At 74.7% G+C, this 22584-nt stretch carries 25 protein-coding genes; 15 read left to right on the forward strand and 10 right to left on the reverse strand.

Features of this window, described 5'->3' with window-relative positions:
- Positions 1–144 precede the first annotated feature (144 nt).
- From K1Y72_RS21300 to K1Y72_RS21320, 5 genes are all read left to right on the forward strand, one after another.
- Complete coding sequence (locus K1Y72_RS21300; RefSeq protein WP_220168157.1) at positions 145–1326, forward strand: sensor histidine kinase; 1182 nt, start codon at positions 145–147, stop codon at positions 1324–1326.
- Between the two features lie 11 nt (positions 1327–1337).
- Complete coding sequence (locus K1Y72_RS21305; RefSeq protein WP_220168198.1) at positions 1338–1943, forward strand: response regulator transcription factor; 606 nt, start codon at positions 1338–1340, stop codon at positions 1941–1943.
- Positions 1944–1945: 2 nt separating this feature from the next.
- Positions 1946–2857 (forward strand): haloalkane dehalogenase, encoded by a 912-nt coding sequence (locus K1Y72_RS21310; RefSeq protein ID WP_220168158.1) that lies wholly within the window; start codon positions 1946–1948, stop codon positions 2855–2857.
- A 20-nt stretch (positions 2858–2877) separates the two neighbouring features.
- Positions 2878–3615, forward strand: a complete 738-nt coding sequence (gene rnhB / locus K1Y72_RS21315) for a ribonuclease HII (RefSeq protein ID WP_220168199.1) — start codon at positions 2878–2880, stop codon at positions 3613–3615.
- Between the two features lie 61 nt (positions 3616–3676).
- Positions 3677–4312: an HhH-GDP family DNA glycosylase gene (locus K1Y72_RS21320; RefSeq protein ID WP_220168159.1), complete on the forward strand. Its 636-nt coding sequence runs from the start codon at positions 3677–3679 to the stop codon at positions 4310–4312.
- 21 nt (positions 4313–4333) lie between these two features.
- On the opposite strand, the gene K1Y72_RS21325 is transcribed toward K1Y72_RS21320, so the two are convergent.
- The 10 genes from K1Y72_RS21325 to K1Y72_RS21370 all read right to left on the reverse strand — a co-directional run bounded on the left by K1Y72_RS21325 (position 4334) and on the right by K1Y72_RS21370 (position 13041).
- Positions 4334–5575, reverse strand: coding sequence for a TerD family protein (locus K1Y72_RS21325; protein ID WP_220168160.1), 1242 nt, complete (start codon positions 5573–5575; stop codon positions 4334–4336).
- 63 nt (positions 5576–5638) lie between these two features.
- Positions 5639–6691, reverse strand: a complete 1053-nt coding sequence (lplAB, locus tag K1Y72_RS21330; protein ID WP_220168161.1) for a lipoate-protein ligase LplAB — start codon at positions 6689–6691, stop codon at positions 5639–5641.
- Between the two features lie 40 nt (positions 6692–6731).
- On the reverse strand, positions 6732–7700 hold the full coding sequence (locus K1Y72_RS21335) for a pirin family protein (protein ID WP_220168162.1): 969 nt from the start codon (positions 7698–7700) through the stop codon (positions 6732–6734).
- Between the two features lie 19 nt (positions 7701–7719).
- Positions 7720–8139, reverse strand: coding sequence for a DUF3592 domain-containing protein (locus tag K1Y72_RS21340; protein ID WP_220168163.1), 420 nt, complete (start codon positions 8137–8139; stop codon positions 7720–7722).
- A complete protein-coding gene (locus K1Y72_RS21345) occupies positions 8136–8537 on the reverse strand; it encodes a hypothetical protein (RefSeq protein WP_220168164.1) in 402 nt (133 codons plus the stop codon). The genes K1Y72_RS21340 and K1Y72_RS21345 overlap by 4 nt, the downstream gene beginning before the upstream one ends.
- Position 8538: 1 nt before the next feature.
- Positions 8539–9030, reverse strand: coding sequence for a hypothetical protein (locus K1Y72_RS21350; RefSeq protein WP_220168165.1), 492 nt, complete (start codon positions 9028–9030; stop codon positions 8539–8541).
- A 46-nt stretch (positions 9031–9076) separates the two neighbouring features.
- Complete coding sequence (locus K1Y72_RS21355; protein WP_220168166.1) at positions 9077–10507, reverse strand: hypothetical protein; 1431 nt, start codon at positions 10505–10507, stop codon at positions 9077–9079.
- Positions 10508–10609: 102 nt separating this feature from the next.
- The gene (locus K1Y72_RS21360; RefSeq protein ID WP_220168167.1) at positions 10610–11800 is read right to left on the reverse strand and encodes a C40 family peptidase; all 1191 of its coding nucleotides are present in this window, start codon (positions 11798–11800) and stop codon (positions 10610–10612) included.
- A 90-nt stretch (positions 11801–11890) separates the two neighbouring features.
- Entirely contained in the window at positions 11891–12538 is a 648-nt protein-coding gene (locus K1Y72_RS21365) for a prepilin peptidase (protein WP_220168168.1), read from the reverse strand.
- Between the two features lie 59 nt (positions 12539–12597).
- Complete coding sequence (locus K1Y72_RS21370; protein WP_220168169.1) at positions 12598–13041, reverse strand: hypothetical protein; 444 nt, start codon at positions 13039–13041, stop codon at positions 12598–12600.
- Between the two features lie 326 nt (positions 13042–13367).
- Here K1Y72_RS21370 and K1Y72_RS21375 point away from each other — a divergent pair, with 326 nt between their 5' ends.
- The 10 genes from K1Y72_RS21375 to K1Y72_RS21420 form a co-directional block, all read left to right on the forward strand.
- Positions 13368–14441: a hypothetical protein gene (locus K1Y72_RS21375; protein ID WP_220168170.1), complete on the forward strand. Its 1074-nt coding sequence runs from the start codon at positions 13368–13370 to the stop codon at positions 14439–14441.
- A 36-nt stretch (positions 14442–14477) separates the two neighbouring features.
- Entirely contained in the window at positions 14478–15185 is a 708-nt protein-coding gene (gene cpaB, locus K1Y72_RS21380; protein WP_220168171.1) for a Flp pilus assembly protein CpaB, read from the forward strand.
- 5 nt (positions 15186–15190) lie between these two features.
- Entirely contained in the window at positions 15191–16756 is a 1566-nt protein-coding gene (locus K1Y72_RS21385) for a CpaE/TadZ family protein (RefSeq protein WP_220168172.1), read from the forward strand.
- Positions 16753–17142: a TadE/TadG family type IV pilus assembly protein gene (locus K1Y72_RS21390; RefSeq protein ID WP_220168173.1), complete on the forward strand. Its 390-nt coding sequence runs from the start codon at positions 16753–16755 to the stop codon at positions 17140–17142. The genes K1Y72_RS21385 and K1Y72_RS21390 overlap by 4 nt, the downstream gene beginning before the upstream one ends.
- A gap of 3 nt (positions 17143–17145) precedes the next feature.
- Positions 17146–18474, forward strand: coding sequence for a TadA family conjugal transfer-associated ATPase (locus tag K1Y72_RS21395; RefSeq protein WP_220168174.1), 1329 nt, complete (start codon positions 17146–17148; stop codon positions 18472–18474).
- Entirely contained in the window at positions 18471–19400 is a 930-nt protein-coding gene (locus K1Y72_RS21400; RefSeq protein WP_220168175.1) for a type II secretion system F family protein, read from the forward strand. Before K1Y72_RS21395 ends, K1Y72_RS21400 begins: the two co-directional genes overlap by 4 nt.
- Positions 19401–19407: 7 nt before the next feature.
- Complete coding sequence (locus K1Y72_RS21405; protein WP_220168176.1) at positions 19408–20298, forward strand: type II secretion system F family protein; 891 nt, start codon at positions 19408–19410, stop codon at positions 20296–20298.
- Positions 20279–21496 carry a sensor histidine kinase gene (locus K1Y72_RS21410; protein WP_220168177.1) on the forward strand — a complete coding sequence of 406 codons (1218 nt, stop codon included), beginning with the start codon at positions 20279–20281 and terminating at the stop codon, positions 21494–21496. Before K1Y72_RS21405 ends, K1Y72_RS21410 begins: the two co-directional genes overlap by 20 nt.
- 14 nt (positions 21497–21510) lie before the next feature.
- The gene (locus tag K1Y72_RS21415) at positions 21511–22194 is read left to right on the forward strand and encodes a response regulator (protein ID WP_220168178.1); all 684 of its coding nucleotides are present in this window, start codon (positions 21511–21513) and stop codon (positions 22192–22194) included.
- A 144-nt stretch (positions 22195–22338) separates the two neighbouring features.
- On the forward strand, positions 22339–22584 hold a 246-nt coding region (locus tag K1Y72_RS21420), incomplete at its 3' end, for a hypothetical protein (RefSeq protein WP_220168179.1).

The raw sequence follows: 22584 nt of genomic DNA on the forward strand, positions 1-22584 counted from the left end.
ACGGGACTACCCGCCGACGGTTCGTTGACTCGTACAAGGCGGAACGGGTTGCGGCGGCGTGTCACGCCGGTGGGACATTCGTCCTGGCGGGCACCGTATTTCCGGCCCTGCCGCAGCCCGGTTGCCGGCCCGTACGGTGTCGGGGTGAGACTGAAGGACGTCACGGGCGCCGCCCGCCCGCGATCGCAGGGCATCGACGTGGACACCCTCGACGCCACCGGCCCCGACAGCCGGGGCTTCCTGCTGTGGCTGCTGCTCCTGTCCTTCCCGGTCCGCGACATCGTCCTCGGCCGGGTCGGCCCCTGGTGGGCGGCCTCGCTCGCCCTCGCGACCCTCGCGGTCCTGTACGCCGCGACCGTGCGGACCGCCTTCGACGGCCGGTTCCCGCTGCGCGTCCCGGTCACGCTGTTCGTCGTGCTCACGGCGGCGGGCGCCGTCGTCGTCGCTCTGCTGGACCGGCGGTGGAGCAGCGTCTACGCGCTGGTCGGGCTCGCCGCCGGCAGCGTCGGCGGGCACCTGCCGCGGGCGCGGCGCGGCGTCGAGTGGCCGCTGCTGCTCTGCGTCGGCGGCCCGGTCGCCGTCGTCATGCTGTCGGCGTGGTGGGGCGGCGCGGACGCCGAGGGGGTCCTCGGCTCGGCGTACGCGGTCGGGACGGCGGGGCTGGTCACCGCGATCGTCATCCGGCTGTTCGGGGTGATCGGGATGCTGCGCGCGGCCCGCGAGGAGCTGGCCCGCGCCGCCGTCGAGGCCGAGCGGCTGCGGTTCTCGCGCGACCTGCACGACCTGCTCGGGCACACGCTGTCGCTGATGGTGGTGAAGGCGCAGGCGGTGCGGCTGCTGGCCGCCCGCGACCCGGCGGTGGCGGCCGCGCAGGCCGCCGACATCGAGGACGTGGGCCGGCGGGCCCTCGGCGAGGTCCGCCAGGCCGTGTCGGGCTACCGGGGGCGGGGCCTCGCCGCCGAGCTGGAGGCGGCCCGCACCGCGCTCGCCGACGCGGGCGTCCGGCCGGTGATCCGGAGCGCCGGGGACGCGCTGCCGGGCGAGGCGGACGCGCTGCTCGGCTGGGTCGTCCGGGAGGGCGTCACCAACGTGATCCGGCACAGCGGCGCCCGCACCTGCGAGATCACGCTGCGGCACGGCGGCGGGGAGGCGGTCGTGCAGGTCCGCGACGACGGCGCCGGGCCCGCGCCCGGCGCGCCCGGCAACGGCCTGCGCGGCCTCGCCGAGCGCCTCGCCGAGGCGGGCGGCTCCGTCGCGGCCGGTCCCGGCGACGGCGGCGGGTACGCGCTGACCGCGACGGTGGGCACGGAACAATGGGCACCGTGACAAGGGGCACCGTGATCAGGATCCTGCTGGCCGAGGACCAGGGCATGATGCGCGGCGCCCTCGCGCTGCTGCTCGGCCTGGAGGACGACTTCGAGGTGGTCGCGCAGGCCGGCGACGGCCTCGCGGCGCTGGCCGAGGCCCGCCGCACCCGGCCCGACGTCGCCGTCCTCGACATCGAGATGCCCGGCCGGAGCGGCCTCGACGTCGCCGCCGACCTGCGCCGCGAGCTGCCCGGCTGCCGGGTGCTGATCGTCACGACCTTCGGGCGGCCCGGCTACCTGCGCCGCGCCATGGAGGCCGGCGCCCGCGGGTTCCTGGTCAAGGACGGCCCGATCGAGGACCTGGTCACGGCGATCCGCCGCGTCCTGGCGGGCGAGCAGGTCGTCGATCCGGCGCTCGCGACGGCCGCGCTGTCGGTCGGCCCGAACCCCCTCACCGACCGCGAGCGCGACGTGCTGACGGCCGCCGCCGACGGCGCCACCGTCGCCGACGTCGCGGGCCTGCTGCACTTGTCGGAGAGCACCGTCCGCAACTACCTTTCGTCGGCGATCGGCAAGACCGGCGCCCGCAACCGCATCGAGGCCGTGGGCACCGCCCGGCAGAACGGATGGCTCTGAACATGCGGACCCTGCGCACCCCGGAGGCGCGGTTCGCCGCCGTCCCCGACTTCCCCTACGAGCCCCGCTACGCCGAGGTCCCCGCCCCCGGCGGCGGCACCCTGCGGATGGCCTACGTGGAGGCCGGGCCCGCCGACGGCCCCGTCGTGCTGCTGCTGCACGGCGAGCCGAGCTGGTCGTTCCTGTACCGCAAGGTGATCCCCGTCCTCGCGGACGCCGGGCTGCGCGCCGTCGCGCCCGACCTGGTCGGGTTCGGGCGATCCGACAAGCCCACCGAGATCGCCGACCACACCTACGCCCGCCACATCGAGTGGACGCGCGCCCTGGTGTTCGACGCCCTCGACCTGCGCGACGTCACCCTCGTCGGGCAGGACTGGGGCGGCCTCATCGGCCTCCGCCTCGCCGTCGCCCACCCCGGCCGGTTCGCGCGGATCGTCGCCGCCAACACCGGCCTGCCGACCGGCGACTTCCCGATGCCCGAGACCTGGCTGCGGTTCCGCGAGTCGGTGCGGACGGCGCCGGAGTTCGACGTGGCCCGCAGCGTCCGCTCCGGCTGCCGCACCGAGCTGCCGGCCGCGGTCGCCGCCGCCTACGACGCGCCGTTCCCCGACGAGGCCCACAAGGCCGGGCCGCGCGCCATGCCCGGCCTCGTCCCCGCCGAGCCGGACGACCCGGAGGCGCAGCCCAACCGGGACGCCTGGGACGTGCTGCGCGCCTGGGACAAGCCGTTCCTCGCCGCGTTCAGCGACCGGGACCCGATCACCGGGCCGATGGCGCCGCTGTTCGCGAGCATGATCCCCGGCGCGGCGGGACGCGCGCACCCGACGATCGAGGGCGCCGGCCACTTCCTCCAGGAGGACGGCGGGGAGCGGCTCGGCCGCGTCATCGCCGGCTTCGTCCGGGAGACCGCGTGACCGGCGACGCCCTGCCCGGCCTGGACGCCGCCCCCGCCCCCGGCGCGCTCCCCCGCCACGCCGGCTACGCCGTGGAGGACGAGCTGCGCGCCCGCCTCGGCGGCGCCGTCCGCATCGCCGGGCTGGACGAGGTCGGGCGCGGCGCCTGGGCCGGGCCCGTCGTCGTCTGCGCCGCCGTCGCCGACGGGTCGGCGCCGCCCGAGCTGCCCGGCCGCGGCGGCCGTCCCGTCCGCCTCACCGACTCCAAGCTGCTCACCGCCGCGCACCGGGAGGCGTTCGCGGAGATCCTGCCGGGCTGGCTCGCCGGGCACGCGATCGGCGCCGCGTCGCCGGAGGAGATCGACGAGGCGGGCATGACCGCCGCGCTCCGCCGCGCCGCCGTCCGCGCCCTGGAGGCGCTGCCCGCGCCGCCCGGCCTCGTCCTGCTGGACGGCGCGCACGACTTCCTCGGCGCGCCCTGGAAGGTCCGCACCGAGATCAAGGCCGACCAGCGGTCGGTGACCGTCGCCGCCGCGTCCGTCCTCGCCAAGGTGCACCGCGACCGGCTCATGGCCGACTTGGACGCCGCGCACCCCGGCTACGGCTTCGCCGACAGCGCCGGCTACCCCTCGCCCGTCCACCAGGCGGCGCTGGAGGAGCGCGGCCCGACGCCGCACCACCGCCTGTCCTGGTCCTATCTGGACGACCTGCCGCGCTGGCGCCATCTCAAACGCCACCGCGACCCCCTTGCCGGAGAAGGCCAACTCACCCTTATGTGACTCTCAGGGCGACTCGCGCTTTGCCCGCTGGGTAAACCTCCGTGAACGGGAGGTAGGTGGCATGGACACTGTCGTCAGGAGACTGCTGCGCGCGGCCGGTTCGGAGACCTTCGCCGAGCAGGCCGGCATCCCCCTGAAGGACCAGCCCGCGGCCCTGTTCAAGCTGCTGGTGCTGGCGAACCTGCTGAGCGCCCGCATCTCCGCCGACATCGGCGTCGCCGCCGCCCGCGAGCTGTTCGCGGCGGGCGGGGGCACCGCGCGCGGCCTCGCGCGGCTGGACTGGCGGACGCTGGTCGACGCGCTCGACCGCGCGCGCTACGTCCGCTACGACGAGAGCACCGCGACGCGCCTCGGCGACATGGCCGAGCAGGTGCAGGAGACCTACAACGGCGACCTGCGGCGGCTGCCCGTCGAGGCGGGCCGCGACCTGGAGCGCGCCTCGGCGCTGCTGCGGCGCTTCCCGGGCATCGGCCCGGTCGGCGTGGACGTGTTCTGCCGGGAGGCGCAGGCCATGTGGCCGTGGCTGCGCCCCTACGTCGACGCGCAGGCGCTGAAGGGCGCCGAGCGGCTCGGCCTGCCCGCCGACCCGAAGCGGCTGGCCGACGAGGTCCCCGACAGGGACCTCGCCCGGTTCACCGCCGCGCTCGTGCGCGTCGCCCGCGACAAGCGCCTCGCCGAGGCCGTCGCGCGCGGCTGAGCGCCGGCCGGTCCTCGCCGATCAGTCCTTGCCGCGGGAGGCGACCCACTCCAGGTTCCAGCCGTACGCCTCGTCCACCGCGAGCTTGCCCCAGCGCGGCCGGCCGGGCGGCGGCAGGACGAACCGGCCTTCGCGGTGCACGACCAGCTCGCCGTTCACGTTCTCGATGAGGGCGAGGACGGCGTCGCGGGAGGCGTCCGTGCAGTCGTCCATGCGCATCTCGATGGGCGGGGAGCCGATCGGGGACAGCGTGGCGACGGCGTCCAGGCCGCGGAAGTCGGGGGCGCCGTCGTAGATCTCGGCGAACACCAGGATGCGCTTGAAGCGGGCGGTGTGGTCGAGGTTGATGGTGAGGTTCTCGCCCTGCGCGCGGGCGCCGCTCCGGTCGTCCTTGTCGAGCTGGATGTAGGGCGGCCGGTCGAGGGCGCCCATGTCGCCGATGGCGTGGATGATGCCCTTGCGGCCGTCGGTGAGCTCCCACAGGCAGCAGAGGTCCAGGTCGAGGTCGACGCCGCGGCGCAGCTTGCCGAGCAGGCCGGTCGCGGCGCCCTCGCGCGCCGACCAGTTGAGGTTGACGCGCATGTGGCCGGACGTGGCGCCCTGCTTGGTGAGCGAGACCGTCGGGGCGCTCTTGGTCAGCGAGATCCGGCCGCCCTGCACCTGCGGCGGCGGCGGTGCCTGCGGCTGCGGCGGCGCGGGCGGAGCGGGCGCCGGGGCGGGCGGGGGCGGCGGGGCGGGCGCGTCGTCGACGGTGATGCCGAAGTCGGTGGCGAGCCCGGCGAGGCCGCTGTCGTAGCCCTGCCCGACGGCGCGGAACTTCCACGCGCCCTGCCGCCGGTACAGCTCGCCGAGGACGAACGCCGTCTCGGTGGTGGCGCCGGTGCTGTCGTAGCGGGCGATCTCGGCGCCGGACGCGGCGTCGAGGACCCGCACGTACAGGTCCTGGAAGTCGCCGAACGTGCCGCCGTCCGCCGACGCCGCGATGACGATCTTCTCGATCGCGGGCTCCACCCGGTCCAGGTCGGCGGCGAGCGCGTCGACGACCTCGGGGCCGCGCCGCTTGCCCTCGTGCCGGACCGCGCCCGACGGGTGGGCGGGCTGGTTGTAGAAGACGAAGTCGCCGTCGGAGCGCACCTTGCCCGCCGCGCCGAGCAGCAGCGCGGACGCGTCGGCGTCCGGGACGCCGAGGCCGCCCCGCCAGCCGAGCTCGACGCGGACGGCGGGAGCGGGCACCGCGGTGTTGGCGCCCTTCTGCAACGACATGGACCCTCCTTGTGATCAGCCCTCGCCAGCGCAGACGAACGGGCGGGGCCGAAGGTTCCGCGCTCAGGGCACCCGGGCCGTCCAGTCCGGGGAACCGAACTTACCGGCCGCGAGCTCCTCGGCGCGGCGCATCTCCGCGTCGGTGACGCCGCCCGCGGCCAGCCCGTACCGCCCTCGGAAGTGCGCGATCATGCGGTCGATGACCTCCTCGCGGGGCAGGCCGGTCTGGCTGCGCAGCGGGTCCACGCGCTTCTGCGCGCTGGCGATGCCCTTGTCGGAGATCTTCTCGCGGCCGATCCGCAGCACCTCGGTCATCTTGGCCGCGTCGATGTCGTAGGACATGGTGACGTGGTGCAGGACGGCGCCGGCGGCGAGCCGCTTCTGCGCCGCGCCGCCGATCTTGCCGTGGGCGGAGGCGATGTCGTTCAGCGGCTTGTACCAGGCGTCGATGCCGAGCTCGGCGAGGGCGCCGAGCACCCAGTCGTCCAGGTAGGCGTAGCTGTCGGCGAACGACATGCCGGCGACGAGGGAGTCCGGCGCGTACAGCGAGTAGGTGACGGTGTCGCCGGGCTCGACGAACATCGCGCCGCCGCCGCTGATCCGGCGGACGACGGTGACGCCGTGCGCGGCGGCCGCCGCGGCGTCCACCTCGTTGCGCAGCGACTGGAAGCTCCCGATGATCACCGCGGGGGACGCCCACTCCCACACCCGCAGCGTCGGCGGGCGGCGCCCGGCGGCGACCTCCTCGGCGAGGACCTGGTCGAGCGCCATGTGCAGGGCGGGCTCCTGCGGCCCGTCGTGGACCAGCCGCCAGTCGTGGTCGCGCCAGTCCGAGGCGCCGGTGAGGGCGCGGCGGACCGCGACGCCGACCTGCTGCGCCGACAGGCCGAGCATGACGGTGCCCGGCGGCAGCGCGGCCTCGACGCGGCGGGCGAGCCCGTCGGCGTCCAGCCCGGCCGGGGCGCCCTCCAGCGCGGTGTTGATCGCGTCCAGGGCCTCGTCGGGCTCCAGGAAGAAGTCGCCGCTCACGCGCACATCGCGGAGCAGCCCGTCCGTCACGTCCAGGTCGACGGCCGCCAGCTTGGCGCCGGGCGCCTTGTACTCGCCATGCCTCACACCGGGCACAACCACCGGACGCCGCCGGTGATTCCGCAGGTCAGCCCCGGCGGCCGCGCGGCTTCAACCGGGTGGGCGGCAGCGCCGGCGCGGGGATGGGGGCCCCGTCGTAGCCGCGGACGGTGCCGAAGCGGCCGCCGTCGCCCATCCAGTCGGCACGGGCGGCGGCGATGTCCTCGTGGGTGCGGCCGACGAAGTTCCACCACATGACGAGCTCCTCCTCGAACGGCTCGCCGCCGAGCAGCACCAGGCCGCTGTCGGCGGACGCGCGGAGCGGCAGCTCGCGGCGGCCGCGGCCGAGGTAGAGCATCGAGCCGGGGTCGAGGGGGACGCCGTCCACCTCGGTCCGCCCGGACATGGTGAGCACCGCGTACTCGTACTCCGGGCGGAGCGGCAGCCGCGCCTCCGCGCCGTCGCGCAGCGCGAGGTCGGCGCCGACGATCGGGGTGTAGGCGGTGCCGGGCGACACCGCGCCGTCGAGGTCGCCGAGGATGACGGTCGCGGTGAGGCCGGGCGCCTGGACGACCGGCAGGTCGGGGTGGTGCTCGAACGCGGGCGCGGTGCGGCGGTGCGCGTCCGGCAGCGCCACCCACAGCTGCGCGCCGTGCAGGATCGCCGGGTGCTCGCGCGGCGACTCCTCCGAGTGCGAGATGGCGCGGCCCGACGTCATCAGGCCGAGCTCGCGCGGGCGGATCGTCGCGAGGCTGCCGAGGCTGTCGCGGTGCAGCACCTCGCCGCCGTGCAGCCAGCTCACCGTCTGGAGGCCGATGTGGGGGTGCGGCGGCACCTGCATGCCGGGCTCGCCGGCGATGTCGTCGGGCCCGTAGTTGTCGACGAAGCACCACGCGCCGACCATGCGGCGCCCGAGCGTCGGCAGCAGCCGCCGCACGACGGTGCTGCCGCCGAGCGGCACCTCGCGGGGCTTCAGCAGCTCGCGGACGGGCGCGTGGGCGACGTCGCCGCGTCCGCCGAGGGGCCGTTCGGACGGGCGGGGGTCCAGGTTGCTCACCGCCCGATCATCACACAGGTCAGCGCGCGGTCCCGACGAGGATCGCGACGCCGATGAGGGCGAGGACGCACCCGGCGGCGACGAGCCCGACGGCGCCGGACGCCCCGCGGTTCCCGGCGGTGTCCACCCGCGCCCGATCCGGGTCGGCGGGGTCGTAGAGCACCGGGACGCTGCGGCCCTTGCTCTGCTGGAGCTCCCACGCGCTGCCGGGGAGCTCCCCGACCGTCCGGACGTCGGCGCCCTCGGCGGTGCGGAACCGCAGCACCGGGAAGTACTCGTTGGAGTCGGTGGAGCGCACCACGCGCACGTCCTCGACCACGCCCCAGGCGCGCCGCGCCGACGCCAGGAACGCGCGCGTCGTGCGGAACCGGTGGACGCCCCCGATCACGAACCCCGCGCCGAACGCCAGGAACACCAGCGCCGCGAACCAGCCGGTCACCAGTACCCGCCGCCTTCCTTCTCGCGTTCCGCGATGCGGGCGGCCACGAGCAGCCCGATCGCGGCGCCGCCGACGCCCTCGGCGGCGGACAGCGCGCCCGCGGCGGGATCGACGGCCCCGGCCGCCACGCCCGCGAGCCCGGCGAGGATCGCCAGCGCGGGCATGAGCAGCAGGCTGGGCAGCCAGCGGGCGAGCCGCGTCCGGTCGCGGCAGAACGCCCCCGTCACGATCACCATGAGCGCGCTGATCAGGATCCAGGGGACGTCGAGGCGGACGAGCCGGTCGAAGGCCGACAGCGTCGCCGGCCCCTCGGCGCCGCCCGCGAGCTGGGACACGACGGTGAACCCGACGAGCCAGACGACGAGGGCGGCGGCCCAGCCGCTCAGCAGCCGGACCATCTCAGCCGACCCGGATCGAGCCGATGATCCCGTCGACGACGTCGCGGGGCAGCTTCCCGCGCGCCCAGGTGATCCGGACGGTGTGCACGTGGTCGTCCTCGCCGAGGACGCCGATGTCGGCGCCCTGGCCGGGGCCGCCCGCGCCGCGGAAGTCGGTGAAGGTGTAGTCGGTGCGGTGGGCGGCCCGCGCGCCCTTCACCTTGATGTCCTTGCTGCCGGTGCGGTGGTAGTCCTTGGCGCGCAGCAGCGCCCCGGCCGAGCTGATGGACTCCAGGGTGCCGGCGCTGCCGTGGTCGGAGACGTCCAGGACCGCTTCGAGGAGGGCGCTCCGGTCCGGCGCCTGCGCGGAGAGCGGCAGGGACGCGTCGGGGCCCTTCGTCCAGTCGCCCGGCCGCGCCACCGACAGGGCGGGCGCCTGCATCCGCACGTACCCGCGCGGGGTGGCGCCGTCGCCGCCCCCCGCCGAGCAGGAGGCCGCGACCAGCAGCGGCACCGCGCCCGCCGCGAGGACGGCGCCGAGCCGGCCGCGGGGCGGCGCGCTACCCGGTCGTGCACTCGGGCCAGTCCTGGAACGTCCGCTGCCCGTTCTGCGGAGCGCCGAGATACTGCGAACCGACCAGCGTCTGCTTCTCACCCTCGTAACCCCCCTCGATGCCGAACTTCAGCTCCGCCGCGATCTCCGCGGCGATCTTGAACTCGTCCACGTCGCCCGCGTAGGTGTTCCGGCTCACCACGCCCCGGTCGTAGATCAGCTTGTCGAACGGATCCCCGCCGGGTCCAGGGTCGCGCGTCACCAGCGGGCCGTCCTGGTCGAAGGTGTTGCGGACGGTCTGCAGCGGCATCAGGAACGCGTTGTCGTGGATCCACTTCTCGCCGAGCGCGCGGTTGGAGTCGTCGAAGTTGAGCGTGGTGGTCGTCACCGACACCTTCTTGTCGGTGCCCTTGACCGAGCCGTTGTTCTTGCCCGGGTTCTTGAACCCCTCGCTGGCGTTCTCCTCCTGGGTGGTGATCCAGGTGACGCTGAGCAGCCGGCCGTCCTTGTCGTAGGTGACCTTGGTCTGCCCGGTGTAGGAGCGCTCGCCGCCCGGCCCGTACCCGATCACCTTCGCGCCGAGCTTGTAGGAGCCCTTCACCTGGAAGGTGTAGGAGGTCTTCGGGAACCCGTCCTTGGCGGCGCCGCTCTTGTCGGTGGTGACGATCACCGCGTCGCCCGCCTTGCCCTCGACCTCGGCGCCGGTGCCGATGTCGGTGACCTTCTTCTTGCCGTCGGAGCCGGTGGTGAGGTTGCCGAACCCGGCGGTGCCCTTCAGCACGCCCTCGACGCCGACCTCGACCTGGCTGATGTCGGGGTCGCGGGCCTTCGGCTTCCAGCCGGTGGCCTTGTCCCAGAGCCAGAGGCCGGGGCTCAGCTTCTCGCCCTCCTTGTGCAGGACGTCCCACTTCATCTTGTCGATGAAGTCGCTGGCCTCCTTGTCGTCCTTGAAGACCCAGGTGTCGCCGTACTTGAGGTTCACCGACCCCTCGACCTTGGCACCGAGCTCGCCCCCGAAACTTCCCTTGCCGAACTGCAACTTCCCGCCGACCTCGGCCTCGGCCCCGAGTTTGTAGTCGACCGGGACCACCATCACCTTGACCTTTCCGTCGGCCGTCCGCATCTTCACGACCTGGAAATTCTGGCCGATCTTGATGGAGAAGATGGTGACCGATCCGCCGACCTTCTTGGAATTGGAGCTGAGCAGGCAGGCGGAGGTCGGCGGCTTGTACTCGAACGGCGCGGACGTGCCGCAGTCCTTGCCGCCGAACATGGTGCAGATCGCGGCCCGCACCCCCGACTGGACGGGGTTCGGGACGAGCAGCAGCAGCGCCACGATGATCAGGCCCGCGAGGACGAGCAGGGCGGTGTACTCGGTGGCCGAGGCGCCCCGGTCCCGCCGCTCGCCGCCCGGGTGGAGCCCGATTCGTGCTGGCATGGCCGAGATGCTAGGAAGCTCCGGTGATCGCTCCCAGAGTCCTGGGGCCCAATGTGCGGGCCCTAATCGGCAGGGCCCTCCGGGCACCTGCGGGGACGCGGGTCAGCCGAAGCGCCGGACGCCGCTCACGCCGCCGCGGACCGGGGTGACGCGCACGTTCAGGCCGGTCTGCGGCGCCTCGACCATCTTCCCGTCGCCGTAGTAGATGGCGACGTGGTGGGTCGGATTGCCGTAGAAGATCAGGTCGCCGGCCTCCATCTGGCCCGTCACGACCGTCCCGCGCGAGTCGCTGATCTGGTCGCCGGTGTAGTGCCCGAGGGCGATCCGGCCCTTGGACGCCTGGTACACGGCGAACAGGGTGAGGCCGCTGCAGTCGAAACCGACGGTCCGGGCGCCGCTGTAGCCGCCCGGCGAGCAGCAGATCCCGAGGCTCGGGCCGCTCGGCCCGCCGCCGCCCCACGAGTAGGGGGTGCCGAGGTAGCAGAGGGCCCAGGCGACGACCCGCGCTCCGAAGGGCAGGTTCTCGGCGGGCACGCTGCCGTCGGTGGCGCAGTGGTTCACCACCGCTCCGCCGCCCGCCACGAGGCCGGTCGGCTGGCCCGTGTAGGGCACCGCGCTGGGCTGGTCGACCAGCCGGATCTTGAAGACGCGGGTGAGGGCGGCGCGGTCGGCGACCGGGTAGGCGGTCACCCCGTCGCAGACCACCCTGACGGCCCCGGCGATGCCGGTGTCGCCGGGCAGCGGGTCGGCCGGGAGGAAGACGCAGTGCGGCAGGATCAGCTTGGCGACCGCCGTCGCCGCCCCCACCCGGCCGATGCCCTTCTTGCCGGCGGCGTCGGTGCACAGGTTGCGCCGGTTGCGCAGGTCCTCCTTCTCCTTGGCGGAGAGCTCGTCCTTGCGCTTGAGCTGGCATTCCTTGGTCGCGACGCTCACCTGGGCGGTGTCGCCCGTCGCCCCGCTCAGCGTCACCTTGCGGAGGACGGCGTTGTTCTCGCCCGCGTACTTGCCCGCCGGCACCTCGGGCTCGTCACGCACCGACCAGTAGCCGGCGGCGGCGGGGTCGATGCCCTCCATCACCAGCGAGACCGCCTGGTCGCGCAGCGGCGCGATGGCGCCGATGGCGGCGGCGTCGGCGCCGATCTGCGCGCGCTGGCGCAGGTCGCTGGCCTGCCCGAGGCGGCCGAAGACGAGGACGCCCGCGGTCAGCAGCAGCGCCATGCCGACCACGAGCGCGGAGGTCGCCAGGCCGGCGTCCCCGCCGGCGCGCCGTCCGTACCTGATCCGCCGCAGCATCCGGGCCCCATCGACGCAAGATCGGTCGCTTGTCCCCGCGACCGTAGCCCTGCCGCGACGGCCCCCGACAGGGCCCACAGACCCAATCGGTCAGGCGTGCACGAGCACCGCGAGGACGGTCCCGGCGACCATGAAGGGGCCGAACGGGAACGACGTCCGGCGCCCGGCCCTGCGGGCGAGGAGCATGAGGACGGCGAAGACGCCGCCGAGCGCGAACATCGCGAACAGCCCGAGCGCCCAGGCGGGCCAGCCGAACCAGCCGAGGTAGAGGCCGAGGACGCCGGACAGCTTCACGTCCCCGAACCCCATCGCGCGCGGGACGAGGAACCACTGCGCCGCGAACAGCAGGCCGAGCCCCGCCATGCCGGCGAGCGCGGCGAGGTAGCGGCCGCCCCCGCCGTCGGTGAAGAGCGCGGCGCCGCCGAGGAGGGCGGCGCCGATCGGGTAGCCGGTGAGGGTCAGCGGGTCGGGCAGCCGCTCCAGCGCCACGTCCACGGCGCTCAGCACGACGCCGACGGCGCCGAGGTAGGCGAGCGCGGCGGCGTCGGGCCGCGGCCCGGCGCGCCAGGCGAGCAGCGCCGCGACGGCGAGCGCGGCGAGCGCCACCGGCAGCGGCCGCCGCCGCAGCGGCTCGGTCCAGTCGGCGTGCCGGGACCAGGCGGTCCCGGACGCGCCCGCGCCCTCGTCCGCGGCGGTCGTGCCGAGGACGGCGTCGGCGTCGCTCTGGTCCGGCGGCATGGACGCCCCTCCTCCAGGGTGGCCGGGCGCGCCCGGCGGGGTTCCGGGCGCCCAGCATGTCACCTGCCGGACCGCCGCGCGGCCGGACGGCGGCGGCGGGCGCCGCGGTCCTGGCGGTCGGCGAGCGCCGTCGCCAGCGACAGGCCGAGCACGACGGCGAGCAGGGCCTCGATCAGGTGCAGGCCGACGCCGACGGCGGTCCCGAACGTCGGGACGCCGAGGACGGCGCCGAGCGCGGTCGCCGCCAGCGGGGCGGGCAGGCCGCCCGCGGCCCGCCAGCGGGCCCGGGGCTGGTCGCGCAGGTACACGCCCGCGGCGAACGCCATCGCCACGCAGAACAGCGTCCACGGCAGGTGCACGCGCATGACCTGCGCGTACTCGTCGACCGGTTCGCCCGGACGGTCCGGCGGCGCCAGCGCGCGCGCCGCCGGCAGCGCGACGGCGGCCACGGCGGCCGACAGGAGCCAGGCCGAGGCCAGTGACCGCGGGAGATCGGGTCGCATGATCGAACGGTAGAGCGCGGGCCGCCGTCTGCCCAGGGTCCGGGGTCCCTACCGAACGTCGCCGATTCCGGTCCCGGCGAGAAACCTCCCCAGCGTGACCGGAAAAGGACACCAGGGTGAACTCGCGCCTCAATTCAATGACGATTCCCGCGTCGCACCAGCACTTGCCGTGAGGGCGGTGGACAAAGCCCGCAACGGTCCTTAATGTTCTCCCCCTGATCAAGCTTCTTCGCCCGAAGGAGTTCCGTTCTGATTGTTAACCCGTCCGTAATACGCCGTTCCGCCGCGTCACCGCCGGCGGGCGGCCGGCCTTTCCGGGAGCTCCGGTGACCGCCGTCCTGCTCCTCGGCGATTTCCCGAGCACCGGCGTGCTCGGGGCGGCCCCGGCGCAGCGGGTCACGCTGCCCGCCGAGGCGCGCGGCGCCCCGACGTTCCTGGACCTGGTGGCGGCCGAGCTCGACACCCGGGCCGCGGTGCTGGTGCTCTACCCGTCGTGGCGGCCCGCGGAGGCGGGGCGGCTCGTCGCGCTCGCCCGCGCCGCGCGGCTCACCGACCGGGTCGCCGCGCTGCCGCTCGCGCTGCCGCCGCTCGCGCTGTCGCTCGTCGCCGACCAGCTCGCGTTCGCCGCCCCCTACGTGCAGGCGGGCGTCCTCGCCAGCCTCGCCGTGCGCCTCGTCGGGTCGGTGTACGCCGGGGCGTGGGTGAACAGCGTGACGCACCTGGAGCACGTCCCCACCGGGCTCGGCGCGCACGTCAGCTCCTTCCTGCCCCGCAGCGGCTTCTCGGTGTGCGCGGCGCCCGAGGGCGGCGTGCACCGCATCACCGACGCCCGGCCCGTGCAGGCGATCGCGGCGCGTCCCCCCGCGCCGGTGCGGCTGATCGTCGCGCCGAGCGGCGGCGACGTGGAGTGGGTGCGGCGCGAGCTGTTCCCCGCCGTCGGCGCGTCGTCGGCGGTGGAGGTGCCCGCGCAGCCGCTCGGCACCGAGTTCTGGGGCACGAAGAGGTACGCCGAGTTCGTCGCGTTCAGCGCGCACGCGCAGGCCCTGCACTCGACACTGCGCGCCATGGCCTACCGGCGCTGCACGTGGTGCGGCGAGGCCGCCGACCTGCCGGCGTGCCCGTTCTGCGCCATGCCGCTCCCGCCCGCTCCCCCGTCCCCGCCCGCCGCCGCGCCGCAGGGCGGCGGACCGTTCCAGGCGGCGGCCCCCGCTCCGCCGCGGACCGTCCCCGACGCCCCCGCCGCTCCCCCGCCGCCGGCGGTGACCCGGCCCGAGACCCCCCGCCCGGTCGTCCCGCTCGCGGCACCGGCCGCACCGCCCCCCGCCCCGCCCGATCCGGACGACGACGAGTGGCCGGGCCGCACCGACACCGTCAGCTTCGGGTCGCCGAAGGACCGCTGACCCTCCCCCGGCAGCGCCGACAAGGATCGGAGTTCCATGAACCCCCGCCAGCGACGTGGAGTGCTGCTGATGCTCCTGGCCGCGCTCGGCTCGGTCGCCGTCTTCATCAGCGTCATCGGCTACGTCGGCTCGGTGCGCGCCGAGGTCGGCGTCAAGACCGACGTGCTGGTGCTCCGCCACGACGTCGCCGCCTACGCCCCGGTGACGTCCGCCGACCTGCAGCGGATGCAGATCCCGCGCAAGTGGTCGCCCGCCGGCATGATCACCGATCTCGGCGAGCTGGACGGCCAGGTCGCCGCCGCCGACCTGCGGACGGGCGCCTACCTGCAGGCCGGGATGCTCGTCCCGGGCCCGACCCTGCAGCCGGGGCAGCGCGAGATCGCCATCATGATCGACGCGGAGACCGGCGTGGCCGGCAAGGTCCACAAGGGCATGTACGTCGACATCTACGCGACCTACACCACCCCCGACGCCCAGAAGCAGCGGTCCTGCGCGGCCCGCATCGTCAAGGCGGCGCGGGTCATCCAGATCGGCCAGCTCACCAGCGTGAAGTCCACCAAGGAGAACACCGGCCCCCAGTCGGCGGTGCCCATCACCTTCGCGCTCCAGGCCGCCGACAGCCTCAAGCTCGCCCGCGAGGAGAGCTTCGCCAGCAAGATCAGGCTGGCGCTGATCGGCGGAACCGGGCAGGGCGCCGACAACGTCAAACTGCCGCCGGTGTGTGAGACGGTCCCCGCGAGGTGATGACGGTGCCCCTGCAGGTCCTCCTCGGCGTCGCCGACCCCGCCCTCGCCACCACGCTGCGCGGGCAGTTCCGGGAGCTGCCCGACATCGAGGTGGTGGCGACCGAGTCCACCTCCGAGCACGTCGCCGGCACCGTCGCCACCAGCCCCGGCCTCGACGTGGTGCTGGTGCACGAGGGCCTCGGCCCGCTGCCCGCCCTCGACCTCGTCCGCGACCTGGTGTCGCGCTACCCGCAGCTCGCCGTCGTCCTCATCGCCGACGGCGCCGACGCCGACACCTTCGCCGCGGCGATGGCGGCGGGCGCCCGCGGCGCGGTGACCGGCGACCCGACCCTCGCCGAGCTGCAGAGCCGCGTCGAGCAGGCCGCCGAGTGGTCGCGCGCGATGCGCCGCCACTTCGACGCCGGCGAGCCGGCCGCCAACAACGGCCGCCTCGCCACCCTCGTCACGCTCTGCGGCGCCAAGGGCGGCGTCGGCACCACCACCGCGGCCGTCCACCTCGCCATCGCCGTCGCCAAGGCGGGGCGCCGCGTCTGCCTCGTCGACATGGACCTGCAGAACGGCGACCTGCCCGCCTTCCTGGACGTCCAGCACCGGCACAGCATCGCCGACCTGGCCGCCGCGGCGGGCGGCGAGCTCGCCGGCGCCGTCGTCGCCGAGGCGCTGTTCGTGCACCCCGAGGGCCCGCACCTGCTGCTCGCGCCGGCCCGCGGCGAGGACGCCGAGGAGATCTCCTCGCGCGCCGTCCGGCAGATCATGAGCGTGCTGCGGTCCCGCTACGACGTGGTGATCGTGGACGGCGGCACCCACCTCGCCGACGCCGGCGCCGTCGCGGTCGAGCTCGCCGACACGGTGGTCGTCGTCGCGACCCCGGACGTGCCGGCGCTCCGCTCCGCGCGGCGCCTCACGCAGATGTTCTCGCGGCTCGGCATCCGCAAGGAGGAGGACGTGTCGGTCCTGCTCACCAAGCACGACCGGCGCAACGAGATCCAGCCCGACCTCGCCCGCCGCATGGTCGGGTCGCCGCTGCTCGGCGTCACCGTCCCGGCCGCGTTCCGCGCGCTGGAGGAGGCCGCCAACCTCGGCTCGCCCGCCGCCGTCAAGAACGCCGACTTCCGCAAGTCCGTCGCCCGGCTCGCCCTCGACCTCGGCGTCGCCCGGGCGCCCGACGAGGCGGGACGCGGCCTCGGCGGCAAGCGCGCCCGCGACGGCGGCGCCGTCTCCTTCGAGTTCGCCGCGCTGTTCCCGTTCATCGTCCTGCTGATGCTGCTCGTCTGGCAGATCGTGCTGGTCGGCCTCACCTCCACCTACGCCAGCCACGCCGCGAACGAGGGCGCGCGGGCCGCCGCCGTCCTCGGCTACGACACCCCGAAGGCGCGGCAGGAGGTCCGCGCCCGCGCCGTGGCGCGCCTGCACGGCAAGTGGAAGGACGCCGGCCACCTGCGGTTCGCCGTCACCGGCGACTACGCCGTCGTCACCATCGACACCCCCGTGCTGCTCCCCGGGCTGCGCAGCACGTGGGGCATCACCGCCCGCGCCCGGATCGTCCGCGAGGGAGAGGACGGACGATGACGACCCCGCGCCCGCCCGGAGCCCGCCGGGGCGGCGACCGCGGCGCCGCCGCCGTCGAGTTCGCCGCCGTGCTGCCGGTCGCGCTGTTCCTCATGCTGATCGCCTACCAGGGCTACATCGCCTCCACCACCGTCGAGCGGGTGGAGAACATCGCCCGCACCGGCGCCCGGCAGGCCAGCCAGCACTACGACGCCGGCCGCTGCCGCGCGTACGCGATGACGGCGCGGCCCCGCTGGATCAACGACTACCGCATCCAGGGGGGCGCGGCGAGGGTGTCCGGCGAGGACGCCGTCTACTGCAGGGTCGACGCGAAGCTGCCCCTCCTCTGGAAGGGCGTGCCGCTCGACGTGAAGGTGTCCCGTACCGTCACCATGCCGCTGGGGTGAGCGATGGCGTTGAAGGACCGGCTGGAGAAGGACCGCGCGAACGGCGACCGGGTCGGCGGCACCACCGTGGCGCACTGGCGCCGGCGGCTGCTGGAGGAGGTCGACCTCGACGAGCTCGCCACGCTGACGATGGCGCAGCGGCGGGCCCGCCTGGAGAAGGTCACCGGCCTGCTGGTGACCGGCGAGGGGCCGGTGCTCGCGCCCGCCGAGCGCAACAGCCTGGTGCGCCGGGTCGTCGACGAGGCGCTCGGCCTCGGCGTGCTGGAACCGCTGCTCGCCGACCCCGACATCACCGAGATCATGGTCAACGGCCCGGACGCGATCTTCATCGAGCGGGCCGGGCGGCTCACCCGCCTGGACGGCGGGTTCGCCAGCGAGGAGCAGCTGTACCAGACCATCGACCGCATCGTCGCGCAGGTCAACCGCCGGGTGGACGAGTCCAGCCCCATGGTCGACGCGCGGCTGCCGACCGGCGAGCGCGTCAACGTCATCATCCCGCCGCTGTCGCTGTCCGGCCCGATCCTGACGATCCGCCGCTTCCCGCGCGCCTACACCGTCCAGGAGCTCGTCGGCATGGGCTCCATGGACGCCTCCACCGGCATGCTGCTCGCGTCGCTGGTGCGCGCCCGCGTCAACATCGTCATCTCCGGCGGCACCGGCAGCGGCAAGACCACCATGCTGAACGCGCTGTCGGCGTTCGTCCCCGAGCACGAGCGCATCGTCACCATCGAGGACTCCGCCGAACTCCAGCTCAAGCAGGAGCACGTGGTGCCGCTGGAGTCGCGGCCGCCCAACATCGAGGGCAAGGGCGCCATCACCATCCGCGACCTCGTCCGCAACGCGCTGCGGATGCGGCCCGACCGCATCATCGTCGGCGAGGTCCGCGGCGGCGAGACCCTCGACATGCTCCAGGCCATGAACACCGGCCACGACGGGTCGCTCGTCACCGTGCACGCCAACTCGACCGAGGACACCGTGCACCGGCTCCGCACGCTCGCCAGCATGAGCGACGTCAAGCTGCCGTTCGAGGCGATCCGCGACCAGATCCACAGCGCCATCGACGTCATCGTCCAGCTCAGCCGCGGCCCCGACGGCTCGCGGCGGATCACCGACATCGCCGCGCTCGTCCCGGCCCGCGACGGCGACGCCCGGCTCCAGTCGGTCATGCGGTTCGAGGCCGAGCCGCTCGCCCCCGACCGCTCGGTCCGCGGCCGCTTCCGCCCCTACGCGCTCCCGCCGGTGCTGCTCGACCGGCTCTTCCACACCGGCGAGGGCCCGCCGCCCGCCTACGGCGCCGCGCCCGCGCACCAGGCAGTGAGGCCCCCCACATGACCCTTCCGCTCCCCGCCATCCTCGCCATGCTCGCGGTGACGCTCGCCCTCGCCGTCTGGGCGCTCGGCGACCTCGTCGCCGGCTGGGGCGACGCCCGCCGCCTCGTCGCCCGCAGCGAGCTCGGCACCACCACCGCCGCGACGGTCCGGATGCACCGCATCGACGCCGCGCTCCGCCGCACCGCCGTCGGCAGGCTGCTGGAACGCCGCATCGCCGCGTCCGGGACGCGGATCCGGGTGTCCACGCTGGCGCTGGCGATGCTGGCGGCGAGCGCCGCCGCCGTCGTGCTCATCGGCAAGTGGATCGCGCCGGTGTTCGGGATCGCCGCCGCCGTCGGCGTCGTCTTCCTGATCCTCGGCTTCCTGCGGCGCCGCGAGGAGCAGCGCCGCGAGGAGTTCATCGCCCAGCTCCCCGAGCTCGCCCGCGTCCTGTCCAACGCCACCAACGCCGGCCTGGCGATGCGCACCGCCCTGGAGATCGCCGCCGACGAGCTCGCCGACCCGGCCGGCGAGGAGCTGCGGCGCACCGTCGACGCCCTGCGGCTCGGCCAGTCCCTCGACGACGCCCTGCACGACCTCGGCGAGCGGCTGCCGTCCCGCGAGCTCGGCGTCCTGATCAGCACGCTGGTGGTGTCGTCGCGGGCCGGCGGCTCGCTGATCACCGCGCTGCGCGCCATCGGCACCACGCTGGAGGAGCGCAAGGAGATCCGCCGCGAGGTCAAGACGATCATGGGGGAGGCGGTCGTCACCAACTGGTCCATCGGCGTGCTCTGCGTCGCGGGCGTCGCCCTCGTGAACGTCATCCAGCCGGGCGCGCTGCGCACCATGAGCGAGCACCTGGTCGGCCAGGTCATCCTGGCCGCCGCCGCGGTGCTCTTCGTGACCAGCCTGATCGTCATCCGCCGCTTCACCCGGATCGACGTGTGAGGCGGCGATGACGGTCCTGCTGCTCGCCGCCGGCGCGGCGCTCTGCGTCCTCGTCGGCGTGTGGGGGTTCGCGCTCCGCACCTCCGGCGACCGGGTCGCCGTCGGCCTCGTCGAGGTCCCCCGCGGCGCCCGCAAGGGGTCGGAGGTCTTCATCCTGGACCGGGTCGCCGACCTGCTCGGCACCCCCTTCGCCCGGCCCGCCGCCGACCTCGTCGCGCCCTGGCGGGCGCGCATCCGCAAGCGCATCGACGCGGCGGGCCGCCCCGGCGGGCTCACCGTGGAGGGCCACGCGCGGCGCGTCGCGGGCTACGCGGTGCTGTTCGGCCTGCTCGGGCTCGGCCTCGCCGTCAAGGGGCACCCTTTCCTGGGGTTCCTCGTCGCGTGCGGCGTGGTGCAGCCGGAAGTGAACCTGTACGGCAAGAAGGTGACCCGCCAGGACGACATCCAACGGTCCATGCCCGACTTCCTCGACGTCCTCGCCGTCACCGTCAGCGCCGGGCTGAGCTTCCGGCTCGCCCTGTCGCGCGTCACCGAGAACATGCCGGGCGCGCTCGCCGACGAGTTCACCGTCGCGCTCCAGCAGATGGAGCTCGGCACCCCGCGCCGGGACGCCTTCGAGGACATGCGCGAGCGCAACAACTCCGAGGCGCTCAACCAGTTCGTCACCGCGCTCCTGCAGGCCGAGGAGCTCGGCGCCCCGCTCAACGCGGCGCTCACCGACATCGGCAACGACATGCGGCGCGACTCGGCGCAGTGGGCCAAGCGCAAGGCCCAGCGCACCACACCCAAGATCACCGCGGTCACCATGGGGATGACGCTGCCGGCGCTCATGCTGGTCGTCATCTCCGCCCTCTGGTACGGCTCGGGGGTGGGGTCGGGTGGGCTCTTCGGCTTCTGAGCGGCCCGGCGGCCCGGCGGCGCTGCCCGAGCGGGCGGGCGACGCCTTCCGCATGCTCATGCAGATCCGGCTGCTCATCGCGGCCGTCACCCTGCTGCTGCTCCCCCGCGACGAGCTCACCGTCGCCAAGTTCCTGCTGGTGCTGTCCATCGTGGTGCTGTCGTGGCTGGCGGCGCGCAACTGGTGCCGGGTCGTGCCGCTGGTCGCGGCGCATCCGCTGCTGTTCGCCGTGGACGTGTGCGTCTCCTTCACCATCCTCGGCATCGGCGGCGTCGCCGGGCCGTTCTTCCTGTCCACGGTGGTGACGGCGACGCTGGCCGGGCTGCTCTACCGCTGGCAGGGGATGCTCGCGGTCGCCGCCCTCCAGATCGCCTGCTACTTCGCCGCCTACACCGCGACGGCGGCCCGCGACGTCCTCGCCGTCGTGCCCTTCCAGACGCTGATCGGGCAGCCGTGCTTCTACCTGCTGGCCGGGTTCGCGGGCGCGACGCTGCGGCGGCTGCTGGACGAGCACGACGCGCAGACCGCCGCCCGCCGCGCCGCCGAGGCGCAGGCCGCCGCCGCCCAGGAGCGCGCCCGGCTCGCCCGCGAGTTCCACGACTCGCTGGCGAAGACGCTGCGCGGCATCAACCTCGCCGCCTCGGCCCTCCCGAACTGGCTGGCGCGCGACCAGACGCGCGCCGCCGCCGAGGCGCGGCGCATCGCGAGCGCCTGCGAGACCGCCTCGCTGGAGGCCCGCGACCTGCTCACCCGGCTCCGCGACGACCCGCTGGCCGCCCCGCTCGACGAGACGGTCCGCCGGACCGCCGAGCAGTGGGGCGCCACCGCGGGCGTCACCGTCGCCCTCGCGGTCGACGACTGCCCCGAGCCGTCGGTGGACGCCCGCTACGAGCTGCTGGCGATCCTCGGCGAGGCCCTCACCAACGTCGAGCGGCACGCGCACGGCCGGACCGTGCGCGTCGGCCTGCACCGCGACGGCGACGACGTGGTGCTGACCGTCCACGACGACGGACTCGGCTTCCAGCCGCGCGAGCTGGTGGAGCTGGCGGGCGAGGGCCACTACGGCCTCATCGGCCTGCACGAGCGCGCCGGCATCGTCGGCGGCACCGTCCGGGTCGACTCGCGGCCCGGCGCCGGAACCCTGGTGACCGCGCGGCTGCCCGCCCGCCGCGACGACGAGCCCGCAGAGGTGAGCTGAGCATGGAGGCGAGCATGGACAGGCCCCGAGTGGTCGTCGCCGACGACAACGTGGTCGTGCGGTCCGGCCTCGTGTCGCTGCTGGAGGCCGCCGGCATCGAGGTCGTCGGCGAGGCCGGAGACGGCCGGACCGCGCTCTCCCTCGCCGAGCGGCTGACCCCCGACCTCGTCCTGCTGGACGTGCGGATGCCGCTGATGGACGGCGTCGCCGCCGCCGAGATCCTCAGCCGCACCACCCGCGTCATCATGCTGACCTACACGAGCGACCCCGAGGTGGTGCGGGCGGCCATCGCCAAGGGCGCCCTCGGCTACCTGGTGCACGGCTCGTTCACCCCCGAGGAGCTCACCGCCGCCGTCCACGGCGCCATCGCCGGCCACCACCCCCTGTCGGAGGCCGCCGTGTCCGCGCTCGTCGGCGCCGTCCGGGGGGACGCGGCCGCGCCCGCCGCCGCGCCGCCGGACCCGGACCCGGCCCCGGCGCCGTCCGATCCGGCCGCCCGGTACGGGCTGTCGGCGCGGGAGGCCGAGGTGATGGGCCTCATCGTGCAGGGCTACTCCAACGGGGAGATCGCGCGGCGCTCCTTCCTCGCGGAGAAGACCGTGAAGAACCACGTCAACCGGATCTACGCCAAGCTCGGCGTCACCTCCCGCGCGGAGGCCATCGCGCGCTGGATGGGCCTCCGCGAGGACGACCGGTGAACCGCCGGCTGGGCCCGTGGGCCCTACCGGAGAAGGGGCCCGCACCCGGCGCGGTTTGGGCCTTCGGGCCCTGGGAGCGGGCGGCGGGATTTCCTAATGTCCTAAGCAGTCGAGGACCTCAGGAAATGTCCCGGAAGGAATACCATGAATCCCCTCCTGCCTGTTCTGGTGTCCCTGGAGACCTTCCTCCGGGACCGCATCGAAGCCCGCGCCGAGCGCGACGACCGGGGCGCCAGCGCCTTCGAGTACGCGGCCCTCATCGTGGTCGCGGCCGCCATCATCGGCTTCCTGTTCACCCTGATCCCGGGCGTCAAGGACGCCGTCTCGAAGGCGATCGACACCATGTTCAAGGGCGGCGGGGGCGACGCCCCGCCCGCGACCGGCACCACC

This window comes from Actinomadura parmotrematis, assembly GCF_019458805.1.
GTDB classification, from domain to species: Bacteria; Actinomycetota; Actinomycetes; order Streptosporangiales; family Streptosporangiaceae; genus Spirillospora; species Spirillospora parmotrematis.

Bases quoted from the DNA above. Each gene is read 5' to 3' on its own strand.
- K1Y72_RS21310 (WP_220168158.1), top strand. From the start codon at position 1,946: ATGCGGACCCTGCGCACCCCGGAGGCGCGGTTCGCCGCCGTCCCCGAC.
- K1Y72_RS21320 (WP_220168159.1), top strand. From the start codon at position 3,677: ATGGACACTGTCGTCAGGAGACTGCTGCGCGCGGCCGGTTCGGAGACC.
- K1Y72_RS21325 (WP_220168160.1), bottom strand. From the start codon at position 5,575: ATGTCGTTGCAGAAGGGCGCCAACACCGCGGTGCCCGCTCCCGCCGTC.
- K1Y72_RS21345 (WP_220168164.1), bottom strand. From the start codon at position 8,537: ATGGTCCGGCTGCTGAGCGGCTGGGCCGCCGCCCTCGTCGTCTGGCTC.
- K1Y72_RS21355 (WP_220168166.1), bottom strand. From the start codon at position 10,507: ATGCCAGCACGAATCGGGCTCCACCCGGGCGGCGAGCGGCGGGACCGG.
- K1Y72_RS21360 (WP_220168167.1), bottom strand. From the start codon at position 11,800: ATGCTGCGGCGGATCAGGTACGGACGGCGCGCCGGCGGGGACGCCGGC.
- K1Y72_RS21365 (WP_220168168.1), bottom strand. From the start codon at position 12,538: ATGCCGCCGGACCAGAGCGACGCCGACGCCGTCCTCGGCACGACCGCC.
- K1Y72_RS21370 (WP_220168169.1), bottom strand. From the start codon at position 13,041: ATGCGACCCGATCTCCCGCGGTCACTGGCCTCGGCCTGGCTCCTGTCG.
- cpaB (WP_220168171.1), top strand. From the start codon at position 14,478: ATGAACCCCCGCCAGCGACGTGGAGTGCTGCTGATGCTCCTGGCCGCG.
- K1Y72_RS21390 (WP_220168173.1), top strand. From the start codon at position 16,753: ATGACGACCCCGCGCCCGCCCGGAGCCCGCCGGGGCGGCGACCGCGGC.
- K1Y72_RS21395 (WP_220168174.1), top strand. From the start codon at position 17,146: ATGGCGTTGAAGGACCGGCTGGAGAAGGACCGCGCGAACGGCGACCGG.
- K1Y72_RS21400 (WP_220168175.1), top strand. From the start codon at position 18,471: ATGACCCTTCCGCTCCCCGCCATCCTCGCCATGCTCGCGGTGACGCTC.
- K1Y72_RS21405 (WP_220168176.1), top strand. From the start codon at position 19,408: ATGACGGTCCTGCTGCTCGCCGCCGGCGCGGCGCTCTGCGTCCTCGTC.
- K1Y72_RS21415 (WP_220168178.1), top strand. From the start codon at position 21,511: ATGGACAGGCCCCGAGTGGTCGTCGCCGACGACAACGTGGTCGTGCGG.